The organism is Algoriphagus limi, assembly GCF_024919275.1.
GTDB classification, from domain to species: domain Bacteria; phylum Bacteroidota; class Bacteroidia; order Cytophagales; family Cyclobacteriaceae; genus Algoriphagus; species Algoriphagus limi.
The window spans coordinates 90260-113418 of record NZ_JANWGH010000001.1; the positions used below are offsets into that span (position 1 = coordinate 90260).

The following is a 23159-nucleotide window of genomic DNA, read 5'->3' on the forward strand; positions in this document are numbered from 1 at the left end:
AAAACAACCAGCGGTAAAGGTAATATCGAGGTAAGATCTTTGTTTTTTCTCTTCACTTGATGTCGTTTTTAGAAATTACTTCTGCTTCACAAAAGAGTCAACCAACTCTGAGTTTGGATGCCAAATATCTGGTAATTGAATATTTGCAATGATTTTCTAATTCTGTGAAATATCAGATTCCTGGTCATTAAAAAATTCTCCCTAAATAAAAGTGGTAATAATACCCATTACAGAAATCATCCTCCCGTTTTCTAATTTGAATTTGATAAATGGTTGATTGAAACTTAGGAGTTGACGAAAACCAAGCTTCATAAGCTATTATTTTGCTCAGGTGGATTCCCAATAATAGCTTAAAACCAAAAGTCCTCTGCTTCTTTAGACCAGTCTATCCCTTTTACTGCATTCTCAATGAGTTGAGGAATAGGTTTCTCATCAATTGATTTTTCAAACCATTGAATAACTAATTCAGATCCATCAGCTGTTTGGTCTTGGGCAGTAGAATAGCTATGTAACCAAGCGAAGCAACAGAAAAAGGGTAAAACTTTTTGGTAGTCCTCAGGACTTGGTGAAATACAGTACATCTTACGCTCGCCCCATTTTTTAAATTCTTTAATGTCTTCCATGATAATTTGATTCAGAAATTCTCCAGGAGCTCCTTCCATCACACCTCCATAGGTAAATGACAAATCAAATCCATTAAGAATGGTAACTATTCCAGAATTGAGTTTGATTTTGATAGGGTGAAAATCTAAAGGTTCCTGAAAGTTAAAATCATCTAAATCCATAAATCACGAAAGTTTAAAGAGGTTTAAAATGGTGCTCCTCCGGAAAGACACCGATTATATAATGATACAAAATTCCTTTTATTGGGGCTATATTTTTTGCCTCCAGAAAAATCAAAATCATTTCAAGTTTCAGGTGATATTTTTTGGACCGAATAGCAATTAGCAAAATAAAACCCCTTTCTTTAATCAAAGTGAATTTAAGGTAATTGAAAATGGAAAAAGTTGGGTTTTTGAAGAAATACGATCAAATCAAGTTGGCAAAAGAAAATCTGATTTTTCGCTTTTCAGGAATGGAGGAGCCATGTAATGATTTGACAGATTTATTGAAAGCTTGGTACTGCTTTCCTGAGAAGCAAATTCGTCCTTTGGTAATTAATCTCTGGGGTTCCACCGGAGTTGGAAAGACTTCTATGATCAAAGAATTGATTGGTTTCTTAAATCTGAAAGATTACTATTTTGAGTATGACTGTAGCCAATTGAGATTACCAAAGATTGTGGATACGATGTATACCTTATCCAAAATCCAAGACAAAATAAGAGCAGTTTTTTTCTTAGATAACGCACATTTGCTTATCGGTCAAAATCTGGAAAACCCCTTTGATCTTTCAATCACGAAAAATCTAATTTGGAAAATGATTGGGGATGGATTTTTGGAAATTAAGAATTCTGGGGTTCAGGCAAAGAAAATACGTGAAATCCATCAGGAATATATGTATTGGTTTCAAAATGGTTTGAAAGTGAACCAAGGAATGATTACTTCCAAGAACCCTAGGTATTTTGAAAATAGGGGCATTCCGATAATGAATTCGAAACCTACTTATGTTAACGATAATTTGATAGAAGAAGAACTTCAGCAATTTGTGTTTTCGAGATATGAAGCCAAGATTTTATTTAATTCTAGGCTACATGATTTTCCATCTTACCGGGAATTTCTTGATGGAATCAAAACAATGGATGAGGTTCAAATTATGGGATTTTTAGATGATATTTTGATGAAAGCTTTGTCCCCAGAGAGGGTAGATGTTTCTCAATCAGTTTTTATCATTTCAGGGACTTTGAACGAAATGTTCTCTAAAGAGAAGGAACCATGCGGTGAAGCATTGACAGCTCAACATATTAAAAATGTACTTCAACAGAAGCTAGGGGTTGAATTGGTAGGAAGGTTAGGAGTCAATTACATTTTATTTCCAGAATTGAGCAAGAAATCCTTTCAGCAGATGATTCGTCGAGAACTGGAAGAGATTTCAAACCAGTTTTATTCAGATAATGGGGTAACACTCCAATTTGATGATGAATTATTAGATTTTATTCTTGAGGAAAAAATAGATTATAGCATGGGGGGGTGGTCGTTAATTTCTATAATTGATGGTTTGATAAAGAATAAGATTCCTGATTGGGTTAAAAAGAGTCAAGAAACCCCTTTAGTGAATAGGATTGGGGTCTATGTAGAAAATCATAATATTAAACTTAGGATTGAGTGAGAAATTTTATTTGTTTTTCTGAGTATTGTATACGATACTAAATAAGTATTTATTTAATAGAAATGTTGAATTAACTATGACGAGAGAACAGTTTGATCAAGGAATTTTAGACTTCAATCAAGGTGAGGCGAGTTTTAATCATGGAATTAATATTTATGCCTTCCTATTTAAAAATAATTGGTACCCTGTTGATGCATTTGTAAAACATGTCACTGGACGCAATTATAACACTTATCAAGGAGTTAAATTATTAGTTGATGTTTTACCGTATTTGAGATTCAAAAATGTAAGCTTTGATGATTGTGGGGGATTGCCTGTTCGTATAACCCAAGAGGATATTTTATTGGAATTGAAGTATTTGAGTGTTCATTTTAATAATCTTATCGAAAATTAGGCTTTTTTAGTTTCATCAACATCATCCTTCCAAAAGGGTATTGGTTGATCTTCACTCCACAAACCCATTGGGATATATTCTCCATTTGATCTGGCTTTTTTTCTAACATCCAAATGAAAAGAAAGAGTATGAATAGTATCTGTACTAGATTCGTGCTTTAATTCTGTACAAAATTCCTCTGTTTCAAGGGGTGTTAATGCAAAATATTTTTTAAGCAAATCAAGATGCCTTGGTTTAAACCAAGCCCAAAGCTTGGCAAATTGATCGAAAATACCCCCTCTAATAAAAGCTGTATTAGTATAAAAATTGTACTGTTCTTCATTTTTCCATACCCAAATTAAGTATGTGTGATTATGTTTAAGCAAGGTTTTTTCGATAGAGAGGATTTTTTTGATTAAAGTTTCCTCAGAATTATCCTTTTCCTCAAATATTTCTTCTAAAAAGGATGGTTTCGTGATGTGTTCAACAAACCTAATTAGATCCAAGAATAAACTGTATCGCATCGTAAAGAAAGACCAAGAATAATAGCCTCCTTCATGATAACTTTCAAAAAAGTCAAAAGTAGATTGATGCCTCATTAGCCAAGACCGCAATTCATATTCAGTCATATCAATTGAATATGAATTTAAATCTCTCATTGCTTCTTTTTGTTTTTCTATGTAGATAATTAAATCGGGATTTTTGGGGAAATCAACCTTCTCATCATCGAAAAAACTAAAAGGGATGTGGTTTTCATACCAATCAAAAGGATGAAGACAGTTTAAGGAATAGCAACTGTAAATATCCTTGATTCGGTAATCTTTTTGGTCATCACTTTTTTCAGTAATAAATCGAAGATCTAAATACAGTCGAGTTTTATTGCCCACAAAGCGGTAAGCAGTACGGGCCGACTCAGGATTACATTCAAGATTACAGCAATTCCCAGGTTGTGCTATCAGTAAAGTGTCTCCTTCTTCTCGGAAGGTGGAAAACACCTTGCCTAATCGCTTTAAGAATATTTCTTTGGGTACATCTGAATAGGGTATTGAGGAATCTAAGAGGAGATTCAAACTTTCAATATCCATGGTTGAGATTGCAAAAATTACCTTGTTGAAGAAGCTGTTCATGAGGAAAAATGAGAGAAATGTAAAAATCGGACTTTTTAGGACATTAAAGACAAATATCTTCAGTTGGAAAAGTTAATTGGCAGATATTGTCAAACTTTAAAATCTGAGCATTTTAAATGTAAATATTGACTTAATGGTAAATTATTTCATTGAATTGAGAGACCTAACTATGCCTAAGTTACTTTTGATAGATGGGGTATGAGGGATGAAAAAAGTTTAAATTAAAAATTAAATGCTTAAATTAAGATCTTAAATTTACTTAATCGAGATTCATTTCATTTTTAAGATACTTCTTGAAAAAAGCCAAAATTCTAAATAGAGCAGACAATCCTAACTCCACGTCTTCCAATTCCATTTCTGAGGGTATTTGATTATCGCTTCGATGGTGAACGTTTAGATTCCCAAACTCTCTCACAAGGTGAAAATATTGAATGTACCACTTAGCAATTTTGGACTGGTTCAGAATAGCGATTTTTTTGAAAAGAGAAATATTGAGTTCTGGCTTAATCAAATAGTCAATTATAAACTCCAGGACCTTTCTTGAGGTTGATCCAAATTCATATGCCGTTGAATCTTCCCTTCTAAAGGCATCTAAGATATTTCTGAAGGACTCATCATCCACATCTAATCTCCTGATTTTTTCTATTTCATTTTTGATACCTTTTTTTAGTTTTTCAATTCGGTCACCTCTTGGAATTACAACCATATTTCTTCCTAATATCCGGTTCATTTCAGAATGGAGAAAAGTTGCTTTTTCATCATCAAAAGCCACGTAGATAATTTTTTCTATGTGACGACTGTATTTTAAAAAGTCAAGACTCAACTGGATCAAATCCTCAACAATTTTAGCAGGGTCAATTTTTTGGTTACCAGTACCTAGGAGAGGAATAGCAAGGGTTTTAATTTCGAGCCCTTTCAATTCAGCAATTGTCAAGACGGTAAACAAATTTCGAATAGCTTCTTGAATGGTAAATTCTGTCCCTTTTATTTCCAGGCAAAATAAATAGTCAAAATCTATCGCCTCCGAGCTGTTCTCAGCAACCCAAACGCTAAAAGGGTTACGATAATCGAATTTTTGGTTTTCGAATAAATGCTTTACGGAAACTCCTTTTTCATGAAATGCTCCTAAGATTGTTCCTGGCACAGGAATATATCCCCCTGAAAATGCAGACACAACAATGCCACCAACAGGAAAACCCAACTGTGTAATATCTCCTTGATGAAGTTCAAATGATCTGTACCCTGATTTTGTGTCAATGTCAATTGAGTTTATAAAGCTCATAATGTTTGGCCCATATATTCCTTTTTTAATTTGTAAAGCGTTTCAAAATACTTTCTTTCAAAGAGACCTTTCCAGCAACTTAAAATCTTATCAAGATCAGATTTTGTGGTTCTCTCAGAGTGGCAAGCCCTATTTCTTATATTTTTTATCTGATAGGCTAGATTTAAAAACACCTGATAATCTTCATCTGATTTAAATGGGTGGCTTCCAAAATTTGTTACAGCCTTCTTGAAACCTGATATCTGACCACCTAATGTAGGACTAACCCAAGAGTCATTTAGAGATTGATTAAAATCAATTGAGTAGTTTCTCCCAAATACCACTTGGGCATTTTTGCCAGGTTCATATTCGTAAAAATAAAGCGGAAGAGTAATATCATAGTTTCTCCTTACCCAATGCACAATTGAGTAAGACAGTTCTTTTTCAAATGATTTGGCAAAAGGAAGAATTAATGGTGAATAATCAAATAGGGTTGTACTATGAAGAGAATTTGCCATTTCTATTCCTTGCTGAAAAAATAATTTGGATTCCCTTTGAAGGAATTTAAGATTTTCAGAAACCAAAACCTCAAAACTCTTTGGTTTAACTTGATATTTTTTGGGGGTAATATTGAACAGTTTCTGAAAAAATGATCTATTTATTTCAGGCTCTTTTTTGTCATATAAAGGGGACTTGAGATCCTTGACTATCATAAATCTGGGTTTTTCCATCATCCCCGATTCAAAATCGATAAACTCGTCTTTTTTCCGATTTAAAAACTCGATACCTGAGTAAAATAAATTAAGTTCAATTGTTCTATCACTTCGCCTTTTGTTTATAGGCTTTAGTCTGAATTGTTCGTGACTAAAAGAGAATTGATTGTAATTTCGATGCCCTAAATCTGAAATTTTACGGCTTAAATCAACAAGAACAGAACTGAATTTTGGCCAGACTCTTACTTTTCTAACCCTATTTGAATTATGAATTGCTAATTGTGAAGGCAATTCATAAGTTTTTGGAATCGTTTTTAACCAATCTAATTGACTGCTTACTGTTGTTGCATTTGTTGGCATCCAATAAAAATAGGGCAGGTTTAAATCAGGGGTAAATATTATGACAGGAAGATTCCCGAAAGGAATTTTTAAATATTCCGAAATGAATAATGCTGTGAGAGATGGGTTAAAAGTTTGATAAATGTTTTTTGGATTAAACAATTCATTTAATGCTTGATTATCTCCGAAAACTTGCCCTTTATTTTCTCGTGCCCAAGCCATCCATGATTCTGGAGGGTCTGCAAGTGCAGTAAATAGTAATTCTTTTCCTGATTTGAGGTGCCAATTGTAAAAACTTCTACCGACTATACGGTCGAATTCGGGATCAGAGTTAGGGTCATGCAAAAGGATGGCAAAAAGCTTAAAATTTACCGGGATCATTTCCTTAAGTAATTCTCCATCATTTTGAGCAATTGCTTCAAAAAGTGTGTAGCTGTTCAATGGCAATCCCATAGCTCGATTATTTTCGTCAATTATTAATTTAATTTAAAAAAAATTGTGTCAATCCCCTCCATAAACCCCATACTCTTTTAGTTTTTTTCTTAATGTATCCCTCGTACATCCCAAGATCCCAGCCATCTCAACTAAAGACCTTCTTCCTTCCCTATATATTTTTAGAATTTGATTTTTTTCAACTTCCATCAATGATCGAGGGTCACCTTTATTTTCAATTATTCTGTTTGGAAGGTCTGAGGCCTTAACCTCATTCTCACAGAAGGTATAGAATTGAATAAATAAGTTTTGCAATTCTCTGATATTCCCCTTGAAAGCATATAAACGAAGCTTTTTAATCACTTCAGAACTGATTTTCAGTTTTTCCTTTTTTGGAAATTTATCAACCATTTGTTCATTGAAATGATGTATCATTTCTTCAATTTCATCTCCTCCACGGTCTCGAAGAGCTGGCAACTGAAGTGTTGTCACTGCAAGTCGAAAAAATAAATCCCAACGGAATTTTTCTGCTTCGCAGAGTTCTTCCAGATTTCGATTTGTGGCAGTAATAAATCTTACATTTATTTCAACTTCTTTGGTGGAACCAACCGGTTGAATTTTTCGCTCTTGAAGTACCCTTAAAAGTGAAACCTGCATTTTGGACGAAATGTCTCCTATTTCATCTAAGAATACAGTGCCTCCTTGAGCTGCTTCTATAATTCCCTTTTTCTTTTCATTTGCTCCTGTAAATGCTCCTTTTTCATAACCGAATAATTCACTTCTAAGTAATTCATCAGAATAGGCTGCGCAGTTTACTGCAAGAAATGGTTTGTGCTTTCGATTAGAATTATCGTGGATATATTTTGCTAGGTTTTCCTTACCCGTTCCGTTTTCTCCCAAGATCAGAACTCCTACTTGGTCAGTCTGAGCTATTTTTTCAGCCTTTAGGTAAATAGGTTTTAGGCTTTTAGTAATTTTTATCCCATTTCCCGATTTAATATTTGGGCTATCGATTACTTTTTCAGCAGCTGTGATATTTGCTGGAAATAGATCTGAATCTAAATTGATATAAATGCGTTCTGGTTTGCCATCTTCAGTGAATTTTTTAGGGCGAGTTTGAAAAAGTTTCAAGTTCCGCTTATAAGTAGTCCCCAAAAGGTACCAAGCTGTTTGCATAGCCGGAGTTCCAGGACTGATGTAGCACTCTAATTCATCTTGGGCAAATTCCGCAAGAAGAGGGTTTAATTTTGAAATTATCTCGGAAACGCTAATTACGTCTTCGATTGGAATTTTTCTTCCCTCAATTTTTCGATTTGGAAAATCTTCTTTAAGTGTTGAGAGGAAATTTTTGAAATTCTTTATGTCATTTTCCTTATCACTACTATTTAATAGAATATGCTTTTCATAGCTGGAGTCTTCCCAGAAAAACTGATGAATTGAATAAGAAGGACCCGATTTATTTGGATAGCGTGTCATGGACTCCCGTGAGGAATCCGAATAATCATGGTTATAGGCCTGCCAAGAAATTAAAATTCTCATGATTAATGAATAAAAAACAATTTAACGCATAATTATTATGCGTCAAAATTATTCTTTGAATTTATTAAACACCTGAAAAACAGCGTCTTATATTCAATTCATAGAATTGGATCATTGCTTGTAATTATTTTGGCATACCACAAATACTAAAGAGCCATGAATACAGCATTTCAACAATTCGACATCAAGTTTAGCCTCCATGGAAAAACAAGAATTTCTCAGAGAGGAATAAAGGAGGAGGCAGTCTTTAAGGTGATTCAATTTGGAGAGATTATCCATAAGCAGGGGTTGAAATTCCATTATATCCCAAGATCAAAAGCATCCAGTTTAGGGAAAAAAGAAATGGAAGAAACACGAGACCTTTTGGTGATAACCAATAAAAACAGAACAGAAGTGATCACTTGCTACAAGAATCCTAAAGCTGTTCATGCAGTAAAAAAGAAGCCTAAAAGACTATCGAAATAATCTATGCAGCATCACTGCACAAATGATATTGAAATTTGAATTGTCAACAGATAAAGACAGATCAATCAAAACTGAAATACCTATGAACGAGCTATTTAACCTTTGCGTGGAATTCCTTCACATTCTTAAAGTCCCTTTCGGAATGACATATGAAGAAATCAACATCTGGATTTTCGTCATAATCCACCCTCTATTGACAACTGTCTTCTTCGTCTTGTGGATTCAAGCCAAAGCTAAGAATAAAGCATATATGAAGATTGAGAAAATAATAGTGTCAAAAATGAATACTGCTAACCAAAATCTTTAAACATACTCCCATGACTGAGCAAATCGAGAGGAATAAAATGATCTATCAAGAAAACCTTGAAGATCCTAGGTGGAAAAAACTTCGACTTCGAATCCTAAGAAGAGATTCAAATAAATGTAGGGTCTGTGGTATTGAATCCAATCTTCAAGTTCATCATCGACAATACCATAGATATAAAGTATCCGGTGAATGGCTTAAACCTTGGGAGTATCATCCATACTTTCTGATTACGGTTTGTAATTCATGTCATTTCCACGGGCATCAACAATTTCCAATTCCAATTAAAGAAATCTAATTCTTAAATCATTATGAGCATTTTCACTAGACTATTTGGAAGAAAGACTCCCATCATGGTTGAGCAGCAATCTCAAGCTTCAATTGAGACAATGGAATCAAATATTCCTCAAATAGATAAATCACTATTTATTGAGGACATGCACCCTGATGAACTTTTTACAGGGGAGGAAGCTGATAAGAGAAGATCAAAAAAAAGCATTTTGGAGGATCTAAAGTCAAGGGATTACTATGCCATGGGCATGAGAGACGGATTAGATGATCCCAACTTTGAAACCATGGATCAGAACGTCAATTTGATTGCTTGTGACTTCAAGGAGGTATATTCTCAAGCTATTCAAGAGATTGACGAGCAACTACTGAAAATCGATAGGACATTGGTTCCACAGTTTGAGGAGCAGATGCCTTTTGAATACAGGGAGGTGAAGCTTCAGAAAGAAAGGCTTGAGGAGCAAAAGTGGGACTTGAAGCAGCAATTCGATCTTGCCACAGTTGGTGAAGGGTACATTGAGAAATCAGTGGAACGGTACAAGGCCGGTTTCAAGAAAGGCTTCAGACAATGGAGCAACGAGAATTTGATGTTCAAGCCTTTTAACACGCTGTAATTATGTTACTAAGACTATTCTCCGCCCTTTTCGGCTACAACTATGAGGTAGTAAAAGCCCAAACAACTGTTAGCAAGCAGAAAATTGTTACGCTTGGCTCCTTGATGCTAATCCCTGTTTCACTTTGGACCATATCTGGATTCTATATTGGGTATGATTTGTTGGGAGCGGGGATGATAAAATCGATCATTGGAGGCCTATTCGTTGGAGCTCTAATTCTTATTATTGACAAAAGCTTTCTTGCCACTCCCAAAGAAAGCGTTAATAATTGGCTGAAGGGATTTCGTATCGTATTCGCTGTGATTGCGACGATTTTGGGTTCAATAGCATTGGATTTAATGTTTTTCGGTGGCGACCTGGAAGAATATCGAGAGAAGCTATCAGCTAAAACTCAGAAAGAAGAGGCCGCAAAGTATTTGCTTGAAAATAAGCACCTGATTACTGAGCTGAGTAATTCTGTTGAAATCCAGAAAGGGATTGTAGAAACCTCAAAGACTGATTGGAAGAATGAGGCTGATGGATCAGGAGGTTCAGGTAAGGCTGGAATTGATAAAATAGCACTTCTGAAAGAAGGAATCTATAAATCTGATACCGCCAAACTAGCACAGATGGAAGCTAGCCTTCTTTCTATGAAGGATAGTCTTGGTCAGGAAGCCATTATTTATGGTCAAAAAATGGCAACCAAGAAAAGTAACGCCTTATTGAGTAAGGTCACTGACTTGCATGATTTTATACTGAGTAGCGGATTCAGCATGTTCTTTTATGGGCTGTTTTTTGTAGCCGTATTTTCCCTGGAAATCTTCTTCCTCATTACCAAATCTTCTACGGCAGATTCCCTCTTTGAAAAAATGCTCTATGCCGAGGAAATGGTAGGTGAAAAAAGGCTTCAAGCCATTACTGAGCAAAGGGAGGAAATCCAACGTCAGAATGGGGTAATGGGAACAAGAGCCGAAAGGGTTCGGCAGTTGTCAAGAGACCAAAACTACCTCCGAAAAATCGGATGATGTATAAATAACAAGTTTCCAGGAATCCTTAAGAAACATCAAAAGGATTCCTGGATTACAAGATGCATTTATTAGCAAAGTCCCTATTTAAAATGACTTGTTAATACAAAAACACCTCTAGAAACGGCAAAAAAGAACTATGAAGGATCACTGCACAGATGATATCTAAGTTTATATTGTCCAAAAGATAAAGTAACACCTCAACTACTTAAAATATTAAATCTAAAGAAACTATGAAAAACCAATCATTCAAAACTCAAACAAAAGACAAAGCCATGAAGAAAAGAACTTTCTACCACCTAGTATTAGATAAAAGCGGAAGTATGCTTGACAGTTGGGTAGAGGCTAGACAGGTAATCAATAACCAACTTAAAGAACTAAGCCGTATGCAAGTTGAAAATCCAGATAGCGAAATTTCCTTTTCGATATGTGCCTTTAATCAAGCTCTAAGATTTTCTAAGGAGATTGTAAATATTGATAAGGCCGAAATAGATTGGGGTACAATTTATCCCGATGGGATGACTGCTCTATATGATGCGATTGGTGAAAGTATTGAATTCGTAAAAAGTAAAGCAGGTGCCATTCTAGATGCAGATCAATCCGATGTAGTTATGCTGATTCTTACAGATGGGCTTGAAAATTCATCTAGGAATTATAGTGGAAGAGCAATCAAGCAGATTATTGAGGCCTATGAGAAAACCGGGAAGTGGAATTTTTTATTTCTAGGAGCTGGGCTTGATATCAATGAAGTTACAAGAGAGTTTGGGCGTGAGAATAAAAACTCAATGAGCTTCGATAAAGCTAATTACCGAAAAACATTTGCCTTGATCAATGATGAGTTGGAGGATTTTGTGAAATCAAAGTCTTCAGGGCAAAAGAAAAAGGACTTCTTCTGAGAATTCTGAAGAAAAGAATCAGGAATAATTAGCTTGGCTCAAAAGGATGAGTCGAGCCTTATTCAGATACAAAATCAATCCATTGATTTCAGAAGCATTCAAAAAATATACTAGTCGATCCACAAAACTAACTTCTAAAAAACAGTTACCACTTATGAGCACTATTGATAAAGTATTCGATCTAAGTGTAGAAAGCCTAGTAATCACAGCGCAGCTGTTTGACATGACTAACAATGAGATTAATGTTTGGCTATTTTGGGTAATCTGGCCAATCCTGACAATTTGGCTTATAGGTTGGGTAGTCAAATTAAAATATAGACTCGCTAAAAGTAAATCAAATATGAAGCTGAAAAAACACAGGTTTTACAAAGAAGGGAGGACATGGTACATTGACCTTCCAAAGTTTTTGACACTTGGATTTGGTACAAAAGCCAACTTAATGATGGTTGGTGGGGCAGATACTTATTTGGATAAAATATCCAATAATGGAATAGAGAAGAATATTATCTTTTCGGATAATCCATTCGATGATTTTGATGATGTACTCACGAGAACAGGTTTGGGTTACGATGAAGAATATTTGGATAGCGTAGGGCATGCTGAAGTGGATGGAGGAGCTTATTATGAGTCCCTAACAAAGCATAAACTTTGGCTCTGTCCAGTAACTAAGTATGTATTCGGAAAAGACTATCCAAAAAGGATTTTCGTGAAGTACTTAGGAATTTGACTATTGAAAGAATCTTTTCGGAATAAAGCTTTCTTCGCCCCACAAACTAGCTGTGGCATAATCTTTTTTGGTTCCTAAAATTCTTAATTCCAAAACTTCTTGAAAAGACGAAGGAGGACGAATTGATTGATGAATTGTTGGATGCTGTAGATCTATCTACTTATGGGCTAGAGCGTACTCGATTAAATCAAAAGATCGGATTGGATGACGCTGAGACAGAATTAGACCCTCAACCCCCAAATCTAAGTGGTGCGCATTGAGAAGATGAAAAGACCCATTGGATGAGATTATCAGGTCTTTTCATGAACGATGTATTCACGGATGGGAAGCTACTCCAGAATATCAGCGGTTTAAGTTTCTAATCTTGAGCAAGCATATTCAGGCATATCAGGATTATCAAACCAAAGTTGTCGAAAACAAGGACAGCCAAAACCTGGATTTGGCATTTAAAAAGATCTTGGATGAAGTCATGAGCCAGCAACGCAAAAAGGAACTAGACCTCTATCGCCTTTATGCCAAAGACGAATCCTTTTATCGAGCATTTTTTGACACGATGAAGAGGATGGTGGATGGGAGAGGGATTGGGTAGTTAAATGCTTTTCATTGACAAAAAGTAACTTTGAAATCAAAAATTAAAGATTCTATGGCGCCTACCTAATTTGGGGGATGATGGTTCAATGTCTATAGTGCAATTGCAACTATACTTCTGGACGAATTTTCCTATATAGTCTTTTCCTTCAAGGACCTCAATCATTTTTTTCACCTTGTTTATCTTATTAAACCAGAGTTCCATCCCTTTATGAATTCCATGTATGGTAGGATTTGAAGGAATAAAATTGTTAGAAATATAAGACTCTCGATCTAGTGGATGTCCAATAACAGTTATTGAGTAATCCGTAATAAAATAGCGATCTGATTCTTTGAAAATATCGCCAGGGGGAAAGTAAATGTGCAGTGAAACAGTAACCTTTATTTCTTGGCAAATTCTTTGAGTAAGTGCCCTAATATATTTTTCTTCCGGATTGAAAGTAACTATATCTATTTCGAATGTTCCTTTCAATCTTTTTGGAATAAAGACCTTTAGAAATTCAATTAATTTCTTGATTTTCGGACCTGTTGAATCCTTATTTTGTAGCAAATAAGGGTCTAATATAATTAGACTTGAACAAGGGTGTTGAATACGATCGGCTTGCGGAATATCCTTTGTCGTAGATTCCACTGAAAACGACTTTTCAAGATAAAAGGGTTTTTCAAGAAAAGATTTTCCCAATACAATTTTCCCATATTTATCAGAGAATTCATTGCAATGTTTACTTGATTGATTAAGAAAATAAGAGCAATTGACTTTATCAAAATTATGGCCCATTTCATTAGGAAATAAATTTGGTTTATCTGCCAGAGTACTGTTCCTTATAAGCTTTCGTAATAGAATCTCTTTAAAAGTTTGAGCCAATTCGCCATCTAAATGTCGAAACTGATTCAGTTCATCCAAAGTAATATCTGTATAGCAATCACTAGCCAAAAGCAAATTTCTAATCCTTTTCAAGCTTTCATGATTTGTTTCGGCATTATCTTCCAAATTGTGAAGATCAGAATGCCTTGACCGTAAAACCTGCTTATTAAACTCCTCAAGAAATTGTGATGTAAAATACACTTGTGGAAACTTCATATTCAATTTTGACGCTCATGGTTTAACATGAATAAATCAAAAGCAATGTTATCAGATTCATCAAAGAATCCTGAGCCAAATCCTCCCGTCAAACGACCATTTGGTTCAATCTGAATAGTCCGAAATAGAGAATCTTCCGCTTCTTCTGAGCCAGGCTTATTGAAATAATAAATCGTCACTGCATCAGAATTTATCAAATCTCTTTTTGCGATTAGATACTGTAGCTTTCTGATCAAATATTCACTGTGAGTTTCTACAATGAAGCGAATTCTAAATTTGGCAGCAGCATAAGCAATCAGCTCAGCAATTTTTGATTGAAACGCAGGGTGAAGGTTACTTTCAGGTTCTTCAAGTAAAAAGAAACTATCCCAGTAAGTTGGCTCAAGAACATCATCAAAAAGGGGAGGGAGAAAAAATCTCTTGTCTTTTTCACCAAGATGCGCAACTAGTGCAATCTTCATAATAATTGGTAATAATTGTGTATAGCCAAATCCCAGATCTGATAACAAGACCTTGCCTTCACTCCTTACAAGATATACTTCGGTAAGGATATTTTTGTGATTCGCAACTTCAATGGTATCTCCAAAAGCAAAAGCTTGCAATTGAGATTTTACAAACTCTTTGATCTCAGAATTAAAAACAGCGTTTACTTTTTCATATTGAGTAAACAATGAAAAAAGACCTTTATCTTCTTTGGTATAGTATTTTTTTGAATCCGATCTCAAGGAAGAAAAATGGCTAATGGCTTCAAAATTATAAAATATCTGATTTACAGAACTCTTAAGTACATGCTCTGAAAAATCCTCATAAAAAAAATTACCATAATCTGTTCTATTTAGTTGAAATCCATGATGTTTAAAATTTAATTCTAACCAAGAAATTACCTCTCTTCCGACGGTTCTCAATCCATCCACAATAGACTGATTAAAAAATCGCATCTCATTCTTATTCCATCCTGTCTCCATTTTAAGACCGCTGGTCTTTAATTCCTCCAATGCTTCTAAATAGATCTTATTCTCATCACTTTCAGGATTAAGATTAAAAAGTTCATCCCTATTTGTTAACCAATATTTTTGAACCCAATCTTCATACGGATCGTCATAAATCCTTTTTTTAATATTTACATTGAGTACCTCATCATCTAAATTTTTTATGAAGTACTTTATATCAATTCTATATGTAATATTCCCTCCTATTTCATCATCAAAATCCCTGAATGCAGAAAAAATCAATTCACCGTCACTAGTAGAAATAGAAAATGAATTAAGCAAACCTTTATTATCATCTTTCCCAGTCAACTTATACCCAAGTTCGATCAATCGGACCCCCATATATTCTACATAACTGGAAAATGAAAAATACATGGTATCGCTTTCACTGTCATAATTCAATGAATTTTTGAAATCGTTCAGTTTGTGGTTACCTACAGAAAAATCAATCTCTTCGATAGACTTATTTTTTTCAAAGTTAGCCTTTAGAAGAAGGATGGCTTTAATTAGGCTACTTTTTCCAGAGCTATTGGTTCCGGTCAAGACAGTTATGGGAGCTAGATCGAAGGATGTTTTTTCTTTGAAAAGCCTGAAATTTTCAAGACTAAAGTGATTTAATACTCTCATATATTATTCTAAGACTGGTATAGATTTAATAGAACCCCACTAAGAAGATTCCGAAATGATGTCAAATACAAAGTTGAGACACTATTTAAATATTATTTAAAGAAGAAAGCTTATTAAATTAGTTTGGAATACTAGAATAAAAATCAAAAGGAAAAATCTATCATTACTTCTCCTTCAAATACTCTCCAAACTTCTCAAGTTCATTCAAAACATTTTTCAAAATCCCATACCTCCACATAGCTTCCTCAAATTCTTTTGATTGGGAGTAGAATTTTTTTTGAAAGTAGAGGTTAAATAGGGTTTCATTTGTGTAATCATACACGGCAACCTTATCATATTTTAATCTATCCAAAAAAAAGAGTTTAATCAACTTGAAGTCAACGGATTTAAAATTTGAAAAATCAAGGGTTATTGCCCGATCATTAATTCGGATTGAGATTCCTTTTAATGGATAATCGCTAATAGTTAAAGATTCAAGTTTGCCTTCTTTTTGCTGGTTTTCAACTTTTGGAAAAACAGTCTTAATTTGATCGACTAAAATTTTATTCATTTTTTCAATTCAATTGATTTTGATCCAAACGTCTTCCTTATATAAAATTGTTCTAAACAGGAATCCAAGATTAGATATTTATTGTAAAGTCTTTTTGCACTTGCCATTCTCTTCATTTCCTGATGATTGACTTTATTTTATCAAGCTGAGATTTGCCGTTGCGCTCTTCTGATTCTGAGCTTTCAAATTCCTTTGAAATTGCATCATATTTTATTGATTTCAGCCAAATTTCTGGTAACTCATCAGTTAAGAACCCTTGGTAACCATTATACATGACCTGTTCAATATTTTCGACACACTCCCACTCACCTCCAATTTTTTTAAAATGAACCCTATTCAATAATAGTTTAATTAATTCATCCTTAGATTTTCCTAGACCAGACAAGATTTCTAAAAATCTTCTGATTAGGACAATTTTTAAATCAAGTTTGTAATTAGGATTATTGTTTGAATCGAAATATTGAATTGTTTTTTCTTCGGCCATTTTTAAATCCCAAATAGCCAATTTGAAATTTACGTCGCCGCCTTCAAGGATTTTTTTTAAAGCACTTTCAATAAGTTGCTCTTTTTCTGATAGTTCCTTAGTTTCTTCCATTTAATATTATTAAGAATTTCTATCTATTGATTGAAATAAAATGTGGTTTTGTACACTATATACTACGATAATTTTCTCTAAACTTCGCATTAGGCCAATCTTCTACCTTGTGAGTAATCAAAAACCCATTATGGGTGTACTCCTTTTCTAATTTTAAAAGAATGAGTTTATCCAATTCCCCACTTAGTAACCTTGTATAGACTGAAAAATGATAACGGTAGGAGTTACTAGATCCTGGAGTATCAGGGAGTTCAAAAAACACTCCATTTAAATATTCAAAGACATGCCTGAATGAATTCATTTTCCCTAAATGATTTAGGTATTTAAAATCCTTTTTCTCGATAATTATTTCTTCTCCATGAATAGCGTTTTCTAATCGCTCAACCTCTAGAATAAGTTGGTTAAGTTTTTCTTTTATCTCCTTCAATTCGTTTAGCATAGACTTTCAGATTTTATTGAGATTACAAAAGTTTCCATCCCCACTTTTCCTTTTTGGAGTCATAGGTTTTGATAATTTGTCCTTTAAAGTATTGTCCATCGCTAAGCTTATACTTGGTAATAATTGAGGGATGGATAAAAGCATCCCCAATAAACCCGAAGCTTACTCCGGGTTTGATTTTGACTATACCCTCCACCTCCTTTTGAAATTGGGATTTGAAGGAATCATCTGATGCTTTTTTGCAAGTCAAAACATTGTAGCGCCCTCCTTTGGTCCCTCCATTGAATCTTACCGATAACACTTCTCCCGGCTGGACTTTCTTTATAAACCGATCGAATTTGAAGAAACCAAACTTTTCTTCTGAAGCGATAAAATTGAGTATGCTTTTTTCGGAATTAACAAATTCTACGATAACCGACTCTTCTGGAATATCGGAAAAGAGTATTTCCTCTGCTAAATAAGCATGTTTTCGGTAAAAGGATTTATTTGATTCCTGCCCCTTTGCCTCAATATACCATTGTTGGTTGACCCATTGGTTTATGATTGAAGGGATTTTATGGCCATAGGATTCTTTTACTTTAAGGATGGATTCGATTTCTGTCTTTGCCTCCGAATATAGTCCTTTTTGAATCATGACATCCGCAGTCTTTTGTCGAACACCAACAAGCATCTCCTCAGCACTTGGACAAAGTAGAGCCCTGCAATGACATGAGAACACCTTGTCAGAGTTTTCCTCTACTGCCTCAGCTAAAATTTCCCATACCCAGAAGTCATTTTGTTTTTTTCTAGCGAAGGGGATCAATGCCGATAAGACATTTTCTCTATCCCCTAAAGCTAACAGTAATTTGGCTTGGAAGTAAGGAGGGTATTGATAGCTAGGATAACTTTCACTAAGAGCCTCAAGTCTGGGAATGAAGTCTTCTGCCTTATCACGATTAAAGTAGACATTACCTAAAGCATCTCTTTCAGGTAAAAGATGTTTAGCATATGAAATATATACTTGCTCCGCTAAAGCCATAATTTCTTTCCCATTAGGAAGCTTCTCCTTTTGGAAATCATGTTCGTTCAAATTTTCAAGCCCCCACCAATCGATAAAGTCGAGGTAATATTCGGTCCCTTTTAAGCCTTTGTGAAAGCCTTTTAAAAGAAAACTATATCCATCTGAAGGTTTCGAAAAATGGAAATTTTGGATTAAATCAGCTATCAGCTTGATTTTTTGTATTGGAATGGATTCCTCCTTGGTCAACGCAAACAGAAGTTTCCCTATTTGGAAAGACAGGGAATCGAAAAGCATTTTTTCACCTTCTGGCAGCTCTAATTTTACTAATTGGTTTAACCATATGACAAATTCCTCAAAGTTTTCAGAGCTGGCATTAGTTTTCAGGTATTCATAATATACCCAACTTAGATTTCGCTTGGTCCAGATATTTTCCGGGTTTTCATCGAATTCAGCTTTAGCCATTTCCAACGCTTCTTCAAGTCTTCCGGATTGACGTAGTTCTTTGATTTCTTTAGCTGGCATACTCCTGAAGCTTATGAATTAATTTATTCAATTTTTGATCATTTTCTCCCAATAAGGATTTTGGATTTGCACTTGTCAACTGACCTTTACCATTAAAATAGAATTGGATGTAAGCTGCTTTGGCATCCGTTTTCAGGAAATAATTTACGAAAAACTTATCTGGCTTTTCCTCAACATTGGTGATGGTGATATCTATTTCTTCCGTTGCCAAACGCATGATTCCCCATAGTTTTTTGAGAACTTCAAGGGAAGGGATATAATCAATAGAATAAAGAATTTGATAAGGCCGATTAACCAAATCGAGTAATGCCTGTTTCCAAATGACATTGGAATTTGGCAAAGCATGAAATTCGTTGAAAATACCAGCGCCATTGTGATCAGATTCAATCTGGATGATTTGATCCTCACATTGGATAGTATATCGCTCACGGTATTCTCCCAAACTTTGGACAAGCGTGATTTGATAAGGTGAATTATCCAGTTTTTCTTGGAGTTCCCAATACTTCAGACTTTTTGCGAGATGCTGATTTTCTTTATGAAATGGAGAAATGGGAATCAAATCAAGGCTCAACGCATTGCTTGGAACCTGAGATACAGCCCCAATAGGATTAATCTTAAATTTTGAAAAAGGAGTAATAAATGGTGCGTTGGTCGCAAAAAACTTGGATCGAGCTCGGGTTGTCGCAGTATAACTCCATCTTAAAGGATCATCAGCCAAACCGGTCCGCCCATAATAATCGACAAAAACTGTATCCCATTCTCCACCTTGGGCCTTGTGACAAGTAATTGCGTAACCGTATTTAACCCTAATTGCATTGAAATATGGATCTGTTTTCAATCGCTCCTTAAATTCCGGTGAACCAACTCTAAGAACCAATTTCCCTAGGTTTTTATTTTTTTCCTGTTCTTCCTTGAAGCGCATCACAAAATCCACATACAAGGCTTTCATTTCAAGGATGTGAAGGTCTCTATTGGGGGAGTTGAGAAGTGAGTCAATAATCAGGCAATTCAAGTCCTCAAGTTGATTTGCCATCCGGATCGAAATTTCCCGAAAAGTTAAAGTAATATGTTTTTTTATTCGTCGTCCTCCAATGATATCATAAACGGGGATATTTCTGCGCTCCAATGTAACTGGGTTTACGCTCATTACTTTAGCCATTTCCCCATTCATTAACTCTATTCCATAGGTATGGTAATTATTATGAATAATCATTAATACATCACCAGTTTGAACAGTAGTTTGATTTGGGAAAAGTTTTTCTCTAACTCCGATATTGTATTGGTGGCATTGGCTATTGCTAAAAGAGATAATTATACCATTACCAATTTCAGGAATTGGGAATTGGTCTACATATTCTTTAGGTACTTGGTCTGTTGGTATTTCAAAAGAATTGATCTGGTCGAAGTCAAGTTGATAAAAAGATTTTTCTTTTTTTCCAATAAGGGATCTGATTCGAAACGCATTTTCCAAAATGCTATTTTGCTCCTGCCTTTTGACTGAAGTTAGTGTTGCAGAGGCAGTTTTTAATCCTAAGGATTGGAAAAAATCTTCATTTAAGGCAAATGAATTTTTATCACCCACAGGAGGCAACTGTGCTGGATCACCTACAAAAATCAATTTGCATTTGGAAACAGGGATTTTGGAATATGTGATCAAATCCTCCAAAAGAATTCCTGTGCCAAAAGTGAATAGTTCATGCTTTGATTCCTTACTAGAGATCATAGAAGCTTCATCAATGATTAAGACGGTTTCATTTTCCTCCATCTCTCTAATTGGGAAAAAATAATGAAATGATGAACCTGCTTCATCCTTTTCATCATCAGTTGTTTTAAGTTCTTGGAAATTGTAGATGGATTTATGGATAGTTTGACCAAACTCGGTTTTATCTCTTAGAATCTTAGCAGCCCTACCTGTTGGAGCCATAACTTGCACTGGCTTATTGAGGTCTTTTAAATGATCGACAACTCCTTTTAGAATTGTTGTTTTACCGGTTCCTGCATATCCTTTAAGAATGAAGACCTGATCATTATTATCTAAAAATAGATCCATATCCCGCAATGCCTTTTCTTGGTCTTCGCTTAGGGATAGATGTTTAAAATGTTTTAAAATGCTCATAAGTTCAAGTTAAAATCAAAGTTATTGAGCAGTTATGCGACCAATTCGCACAAGTGAAATAGGCTATTGAAATGCTATTGAAATTTTTCTCTTAACTTATCAAGGCTAGGGTTTATGTTGCCTAATGAATTAGAATTCAACTGTAACTTTAAACCCTTATTGATTCCTTCAAGGATATTTTCTTTCAAACCTTCAAGAGTTTCGTAAACTTTATGAAATTCTTCCTTTCTTTTCGAAATAATAAAATTGCCTTTATTTAATATTCCTTTTTCATAACCATTTAGATTTCTTATATCTGGAAATGAGTCATTAAAGCCCAGTTTTTGATATTCAATCAAGGTTTTATCGTCATCTTGTTTGGAAAGTGAATTTCTATGGCTCAATTCGTTTCTAAAATCATTTAGAAAAAATAGATGATCTATGTATCTCTTGCTAATTTGAAGTAATCCTTTGAGAGCTTGTAGTTTATATGAATAATTAATATGAAAAATAGATTTTGGGGTTTTGCTTGGATTATAATTACTAAGGTTTTCCTTTAAGTACTTATCTAATAATGAGATTTTAGATCCAGATGCTTTTATGAAAAAGAAATTGATCATTTCTTCAGCTTGAAGATGAGCATACCTACAGAATTCCCCAAAATCCTTTTTATGGTTTGGAGTTCCTTTTTCAAATCGGCACATTTCTAAACAGTCTCTAAACAGCTGCTCTTTGGAAGGCTCTTCAAAGCCAGAATAGTCAATTAAATTTTGTAAATCAATAGCTAGGTATTTCCGAATTAAATTTACCTTCTGATCTAAATTTATAGGATTAGAATAGGATGAATGATTTTCCGAAACGTTTTCTGAGTGCGTACTGAATTGTTTAATAAGTTGATTTTTAAACCATTCATTTTCCGGTAGCTCGGACAATTCACTAATTAAATTAAGAAGGGCTGTTAGTTTCTTCTTTTCCATGGATTAGCTTTTCTCATTGTATAGATCCATTGCTTTTTCGATTCCATCGTTGATCAATAAATCAACCACGTCCTCTAAAAATTCTGCTCTAGTTTTCTTAATTTCTGTTCCTCCAATGTTTGCTAAAACATCAAATCTATTTTTCAACTTCAAATAAGATGAGGTTTCTCCCACTACCATTTTCAAATAATCCAATTTCCCTTTTATGACTCTTGCCATATCAGCTTTATCATTTTTAACATGGCTTTTATCAGCTTTATATCTATCTAAAAAGAATTTTGAAGCTTTTTCATATCCATACCTTTCCCAAAAGTATAGCCACATCCTAAGTTGCTTAAGATAACGCTTAGGTACGTTTACTTTTTCATTAACAATAAGTCCTGTAACCTCTTGGCGATATCCTTTTCCTTGAACCCTAGTTTTACTTTCATTGATATAAAATCCTTGATCTAAAATAATCCGATTTAATTCAATTTGGAAATCACTGCCCTCCTTAAAAATATTGTAATTTGAGCTGAAAGTTATATCGTCTGCATATCTACTGTATTTCAAACCAAACCTTTTGGCGAGGCCAGATAAAAGATAATCAAGTCGTTGGCAAACAATATTGGTGATTACTGGTGAGGTTGGAGCACCTTGTGGTAAAACTGAGTTTTTGACTTTTATCCATTCTCCTGAATCATTTTTTCGCTGAACTTCCATTTCGGTACAGGATATAGCCGCAATTAGATTGGCAATACCTAAACGATTATCTTCAAAAGGTTTATTTATTGAAACCCTATTTTTGATATAGTTACCTTCAATCGAAAAGTATTTATGGCCTGTTAACTTTAATAAATTCCCATACTTCACTTCTTGAGGAACCTCCTTAGAGGTTTCTCTATTCAAATTGAAAGGTTTAAGCTGAAGGCACTTCCAAACTCGAGCTTGATTGATACTTGGGAAAAAATCCTTCAAATCCAGATTGTAAACAAATCTTTGACCCACATGGATTCGGGCATTGTCAACTATTGATCTTTCCCATACAAAGCCCAAAGCTGCTTGATGTGGTTCAAAGAGGCAATGCAATAATATGGAGATTGTTTTTTGTAAGGCTTTTAGACCATTAACTGGGGCATGAATATTCCTTTCCCCACCAGATTTCTTTTTAATCTGGAATTCAAAATATCTTTTTCCACCAAGTTTTGGATTCCCATACCAGGTTAGTTGTTTCAGTTCAAAAGGAACTGTTTTCTCCCCATATATCATGGGTTTAATCTCATTCAATAATGTAATAAAATCCTGTTTCGTTTGAATTTTCGCAAACGTCTCTCTAAGGTGTTGAACTTGGCTTGGATCTAATCTCATA

At 34.6% G+C, this 23159-nt stretch carries 24 protein-coding genes; 10 read left to right on the top strand and 14 right to left on the bottom strand.

All coding sequences use genetic code 11. From position 1 onward, the window contains the following. Positions 1–350 precede the first annotated feature (350 nt). Positions 351–785 carry a hypothetical protein gene (locus tag NY014_RS00410; RefSeq protein WP_259412549.1) on the bottom strand — a complete coding sequence of 145 codons (435 nt, stop codon included), beginning with the start codon at positions 783–785 and terminating at the stop codon, positions 351–353. Positions 786–997: 212 nt separating this feature from the next. Here NY014_RS00410 and NY014_RS00415 point away from each other — a divergent pair, with 212 nt between their 5' ends. Further along, positions 998–2266: a ClpB D2-like domain containing protein gene (locus tag NY014_RS00415; protein ID WP_259412550.1), complete on the top strand. Its 1269-nt coding sequence runs from the start codon at positions 998–1000 to the stop codon at positions 2264–2266. Positions 2267–2342: 76 nt separating this feature from the next. After that, positions 2343–2660, top strand: a complete 318-nt coding sequence (locus NY014_RS00420) for a hypothetical protein (protein ID WP_259412551.1) — start codon at positions 2343–2345, stop codon at positions 2658–2660. Here the strand turns inward: NY014_RS00420 and NY014_RS00425 are convergent. From NY014_RS00425 to NY014_RS00440, 4 genes are all read right to left on the bottom strand, one after another. Further along, positions 2657–3298 carry a hypothetical protein gene (locus tag NY014_RS00425; protein ID WP_259412552.1) on the bottom strand — a complete coding sequence of 214 codons (642 nt, stop codon included), beginning with the start codon at positions 3296–3298 and terminating at the stop codon, positions 2657–2659. The genes NY014_RS00420 and NY014_RS00425 overlap by 4 nt on opposite strands. Positions 3299–4025: 727 nt before the next feature. Beyond that, positions 4026–5048, bottom strand: coding sequence for a macro domain-containing protein (locus NY014_RS00430; RefSeq protein WP_259412553.1), 1023 nt, complete (start codon positions 5046–5048; stop codon positions 4026–4028). Next, complete coding sequence (locus tag NY014_RS00435; protein WP_259412554.1) at positions 5045–6532, bottom strand: hypothetical protein; 1488 nt, start codon at positions 6530–6532, stop codon at positions 5045–5047. Before NY014_RS00435 ends, NY014_RS00430 begins: the two co-directional genes overlap by 4 nt. A 48-nt stretch (positions 6533–6580) precedes the next feature. After that, complete coding sequence (locus NY014_RS00440) at positions 6581–8050, bottom strand: sigma 54-interacting transcriptional regulator (protein ID WP_259412555.1); 1470 nt, start codon at positions 8048–8050, stop codon at positions 6581–6583. Positions 8051–8206: 156 nt separating this feature from the next. On the opposite strand from NY014_RS00440, the gene NY014_RS00445 reads away from it, so the two are divergent. The 8 genes from NY014_RS00445 to NY014_RS00480 all read left to right on the top strand — a co-directional run bounded on the left by NY014_RS00445 (position 8207) and on the right by NY014_RS00480 (position 12937). Continuing rightward, the gene (locus tag NY014_RS00445; protein WP_259412556.1) at positions 8207–8515 is read left to right on the top strand and encodes a DUF4258 domain-containing protein; all 309 of its coding nucleotides are present in this window, start codon (positions 8207–8209) and stop codon (positions 8513–8515) included. A 317-nt stretch (positions 8516–8832) separates the two neighbouring features. Next, the gene (locus NY014_RS00450; RefSeq protein WP_259412557.1) at positions 8833–9117 is read left to right on the top strand and encodes an HNH endonuclease; all 285 of its coding nucleotides are present in this window, start codon (positions 8833–8835) and stop codon (positions 9115–9117) included. 13 nt (positions 9118–9130) lie between these two features. Then, positions 9131–9721: a hypothetical protein gene (locus tag NY014_RS00455; protein ID WP_259412558.1), complete on the top strand. Its 591-nt coding sequence runs from the start codon at positions 9131–9133 to the stop codon at positions 9719–9721. A gap of 2 nt (positions 9722–9723) precedes the next feature. Further along, the gene (locus tag NY014_RS00460; protein WP_259412559.1) at positions 9724–10725 is read left to right on the top strand and encodes a DUF4407 domain-containing protein; all 1002 of its coding nucleotides are present in this window, start codon (positions 9724–9726) and stop codon (positions 10723–10725) included. A 233-nt stretch (positions 10726–10958) separates the two neighbouring features. Next, complete coding sequence (locus tag NY014_RS00465) at positions 10959–11621, top strand: vWA domain-containing protein (protein WP_259412560.1); 663 nt, start codon at positions 10959–10961, stop codon at positions 11619–11621. A gap of 154 nt (positions 11622–11775) precedes the next feature. Then, positions 11776–12348: a DUF6717 family protein gene (locus NY014_RS00470; RefSeq protein ID WP_259412561.1), complete on the top strand. Its 573-nt coding sequence runs from the start codon at positions 11776–11778 to the stop codon at positions 12346–12348. A 122-nt stretch (positions 12349–12470) separates the two neighbouring features. Further along, entirely contained in the window at positions 12471–12608 is a 138-nt protein-coding gene (locus NY014_RS00475; protein WP_259412562.1) for a hypothetical protein, read from the top strand. Positions 12609–12625: 17 nt separating this feature from the next. Continuing rightward, positions 12626–12937 carry a hypothetical protein gene (locus NY014_RS00480; RefSeq protein WP_259412563.1) on the top strand — a complete coding sequence of 104 codons (312 nt, stop codon included), beginning with the start codon at positions 12626–12628 and terminating at the stop codon, positions 12935–12937. Positions 12938–12973: 36 nt separating this feature from the next. Here NY014_RS00480 and NY014_RS00485 read toward each other — a convergent pair whose 3' ends face one another. From NY014_RS00485 to NY014_RS00525, 9 genes are all read right to left on the bottom strand, one after another. Continuing rightward, positions 12974–14017, bottom strand: coding sequence for an RP/EB family microtubule-associated protein (locus tag NY014_RS00485; RefSeq protein ID WP_259412564.1), 1044 nt, complete (start codon positions 14015–14017; stop codon positions 12974–12976). A 2-nt stretch (positions 14018–14019) separates the two neighbouring features. Continuing rightward, positions 14020–15633 carry a DUF3696 domain-containing protein gene (locus NY014_RS00490; RefSeq protein WP_259412565.1) on the bottom strand — a complete coding sequence of 538 codons (1614 nt, stop codon included), beginning with the start codon at positions 15631–15633 and terminating at the stop codon, positions 14020–14022. Between the two features lie 163 nt (positions 15634–15796). Then, the gene (locus NY014_RS00495) at positions 15797–16183 is read right to left on the bottom strand and encodes a hypothetical protein (protein WP_259412566.1); all 387 of its coding nucleotides are present in this window, start codon (positions 16181–16183) and stop codon (positions 15797–15799) included. A gap of 112 nt (positions 16184–16295) precedes the next feature. Next, positions 16296–16778, bottom strand: coding sequence for a hypothetical protein (locus NY014_RS00500; RefSeq protein WP_259412567.1), 483 nt, complete (start codon positions 16776–16778; stop codon positions 16296–16298). Between the two features lie 55 nt (positions 16779–16833). Continuing rightward, the gene (locus tag NY014_RS00505; RefSeq protein WP_259412568.1) at positions 16834–17217 is read right to left on the bottom strand and encodes a hypothetical protein; all 384 of its coding nucleotides are present in this window, start codon (positions 17215–17217) and stop codon (positions 16834–16836) included. 22 nt (positions 17218–17239) lie between these two features. After that, complete coding sequence (locus NY014_RS00510) at positions 17240–18739, bottom strand: DUF7017 domain-containing protein (RefSeq protein WP_259412569.1); 1500 nt, start codon at positions 18737–18739, stop codon at positions 17240–17242. Continuing rightward, positions 18729–20855, bottom strand: a complete 2127-nt coding sequence (locus tag NY014_RS00515; RefSeq protein WP_259412570.1) for an ATP-dependent DNA helicase — start codon at positions 20853–20855, stop codon at positions 18729–18731. Before NY014_RS00515 ends, NY014_RS00510 begins: the two co-directional genes overlap by 11 nt. Positions 20856–20929: 74 nt before the next feature. After that, a complete protein-coding gene (locus NY014_RS00520) occupies positions 20930–21811 on the bottom strand; it encodes a hypothetical protein (protein ID WP_259412571.1) in 882 nt (293 codons plus the stop codon). A gap of 3 nt (positions 21812–21814) precedes the next feature. Next, the gene (locus NY014_RS00525) at positions 21815–23158 is read right to left on the bottom strand and encodes a reverse transcriptase domain-containing protein (protein ID WP_259412572.1); all 1344 of its coding nucleotides are present in this window, start codon (positions 23156–23158) and stop codon (positions 21815–21817) included. Between the last annotated feature and the right edge of the window lies 1 nt (position 23159).

What these genes read in the sequence shown, in the direction of transcription:
- NY014_RS00415 (WP_259412550.1), top strand. Translation starts at nt 998, where the DNA reads ATGGAAAAAGTTGGGTTTTTGAAGAAATACGATCAAATCAAGTTGGCA.
- NY014_RS00495 (WP_259412566.1), bottom strand. Translation starts at nt 16,183, where the DNA reads ATGAATAAAATTTTAGTCGATCAAATTAAGACTGTTTTTCCAAAAGTT.
- NY014_RS00465 (WP_259412560.1), top strand. Translation starts at nt 10,959, where the DNA reads ATGAAAAACCAATCATTCAAAACTCAAACAAAAGACAAAGCCATGAAG.
- NY014_RS00445 (WP_259412556.1), top strand. Translation starts at nt 8,207, where the DNA reads ATGAATACAGCATTTCAACAATTCGACATCAAGTTTAGCCTCCATGGA.
- NY014_RS00430 (WP_259412553.1), bottom strand. Translation starts at nt 5,048, where the DNA reads ATGAGCTTTATAAACTCAATTGACATTGACACAAAATCAGGGTACAGA.
- NY014_RS00450 (WP_259412557.1), top strand. Translation starts at nt 8,833, where the DNA reads ATGACTGAGCAAATCGAGAGGAATAAAATGATCTATCAAGAAAACCTT.
- NY014_RS00490 (WP_259412565.1), bottom strand. Translation starts at nt 15,633, where the DNA reads ATGAGAGTATTAAATCACTTTAGTCTTGAAAATTTCAGGCTTTTCAAA.
- NY014_RS00420 (WP_259412551.1), top strand. Translation starts at nt 2,343, where the DNA reads ATGACGAGAGAACAGTTTGATCAAGGAATTTTAGACTTCAATCAAGGT.
- NY014_RS00425 (WP_259412552.1), bottom strand. Translation starts at nt 3,298, where the DNA reads ATGAGAGATTTAAATTCATATTCAATTGATATGACTGAATATGAATTG.
- NY014_RS00410 (WP_259412549.1), bottom strand. Translation starts at nt 785, where the DNA reads ATGGATTTAGATGATTTTAACTTTCAGGAACCTTTAGATTTTCACCCT.
- NY014_RS00500 (WP_259412567.1), bottom strand. Translation starts at nt 16,778, where the DNA reads ATGGAAGAAACTAAGGAACTATCAGAAAAAGAGCAACTTATTGAAAGT.
- NY014_RS00485 (WP_259412564.1), bottom strand. Translation starts at nt 14,017, where the DNA reads ATGAAGTTTCCACAAGTGTATTTTACATCACAATTTCTTGAGGAGTTT.
- NY014_RS00435 (WP_259412554.1), bottom strand. Translation starts at nt 6,532, where the DNA reads ATGGGATTGCCATTGAACAGCTACACACTTTTTGAAGCAATTGCTCAA.
- NY014_RS00460 (WP_259412559.1), top strand. Translation starts at nt 9,724, where the DNA reads ATGTTACTAAGACTATTCTCCGCCCTTTTCGGCTACAACTATGAGGTA.
- NY014_RS00520 (WP_259412571.1), bottom strand. Translation starts at nt 21,811, where the DNA reads ATGGAAAAGAAGAAACTAACAGCCCTTCTTAATTTAATTAGTGAATTG.
- NY014_RS00470 (WP_259412561.1), top strand. Translation starts at nt 11,776, where the DNA reads ATGAGCACTATTGATAAAGTATTCGATCTAAGTGTAGAAAGCCTAGTA.
- NY014_RS00510 (WP_259412569.1), bottom strand. Translation starts at nt 18,739, where the DNA reads ATGCCAGCTAAAGAAATCAAAGAACTACGTCAATCCGGAAGACTTGAA.
- NY014_RS00525 (WP_259412572.1), bottom strand. Translation starts at nt 23,158, where the DNA reads ATGAGATTAGATCCAAGCCAAGTTCAACACCTTAGAGAGACGTTTGCG.
- NY014_RS00455 (WP_259412558.1), top strand. Translation starts at nt 9,131, where the DNA reads ATGAGCATTTTCACTAGACTATTTGGAAGAAAGACTCCCATCATGGTT.
- NY014_RS00440 (WP_259412555.1), bottom strand. Translation starts at nt 8,050, where the DNA reads ATGAGAATTTTAATTTCTTGGCAGGCCTATAACCATGATTATTCGGAT.
- NY014_RS00515 (WP_259412570.1), bottom strand. Translation starts at nt 20,855, where the DNA reads ATGAGCATTTTAAAACATTTTAAACATCTATCCCTAAGCGAAGACCAA.
- NY014_RS00505 (WP_259412568.1), bottom strand. Translation starts at nt 17,217, where the DNA reads ATGCTAAACGAATTGAAGGAGATAAAAGAAAAACTTAACCAACTTATT.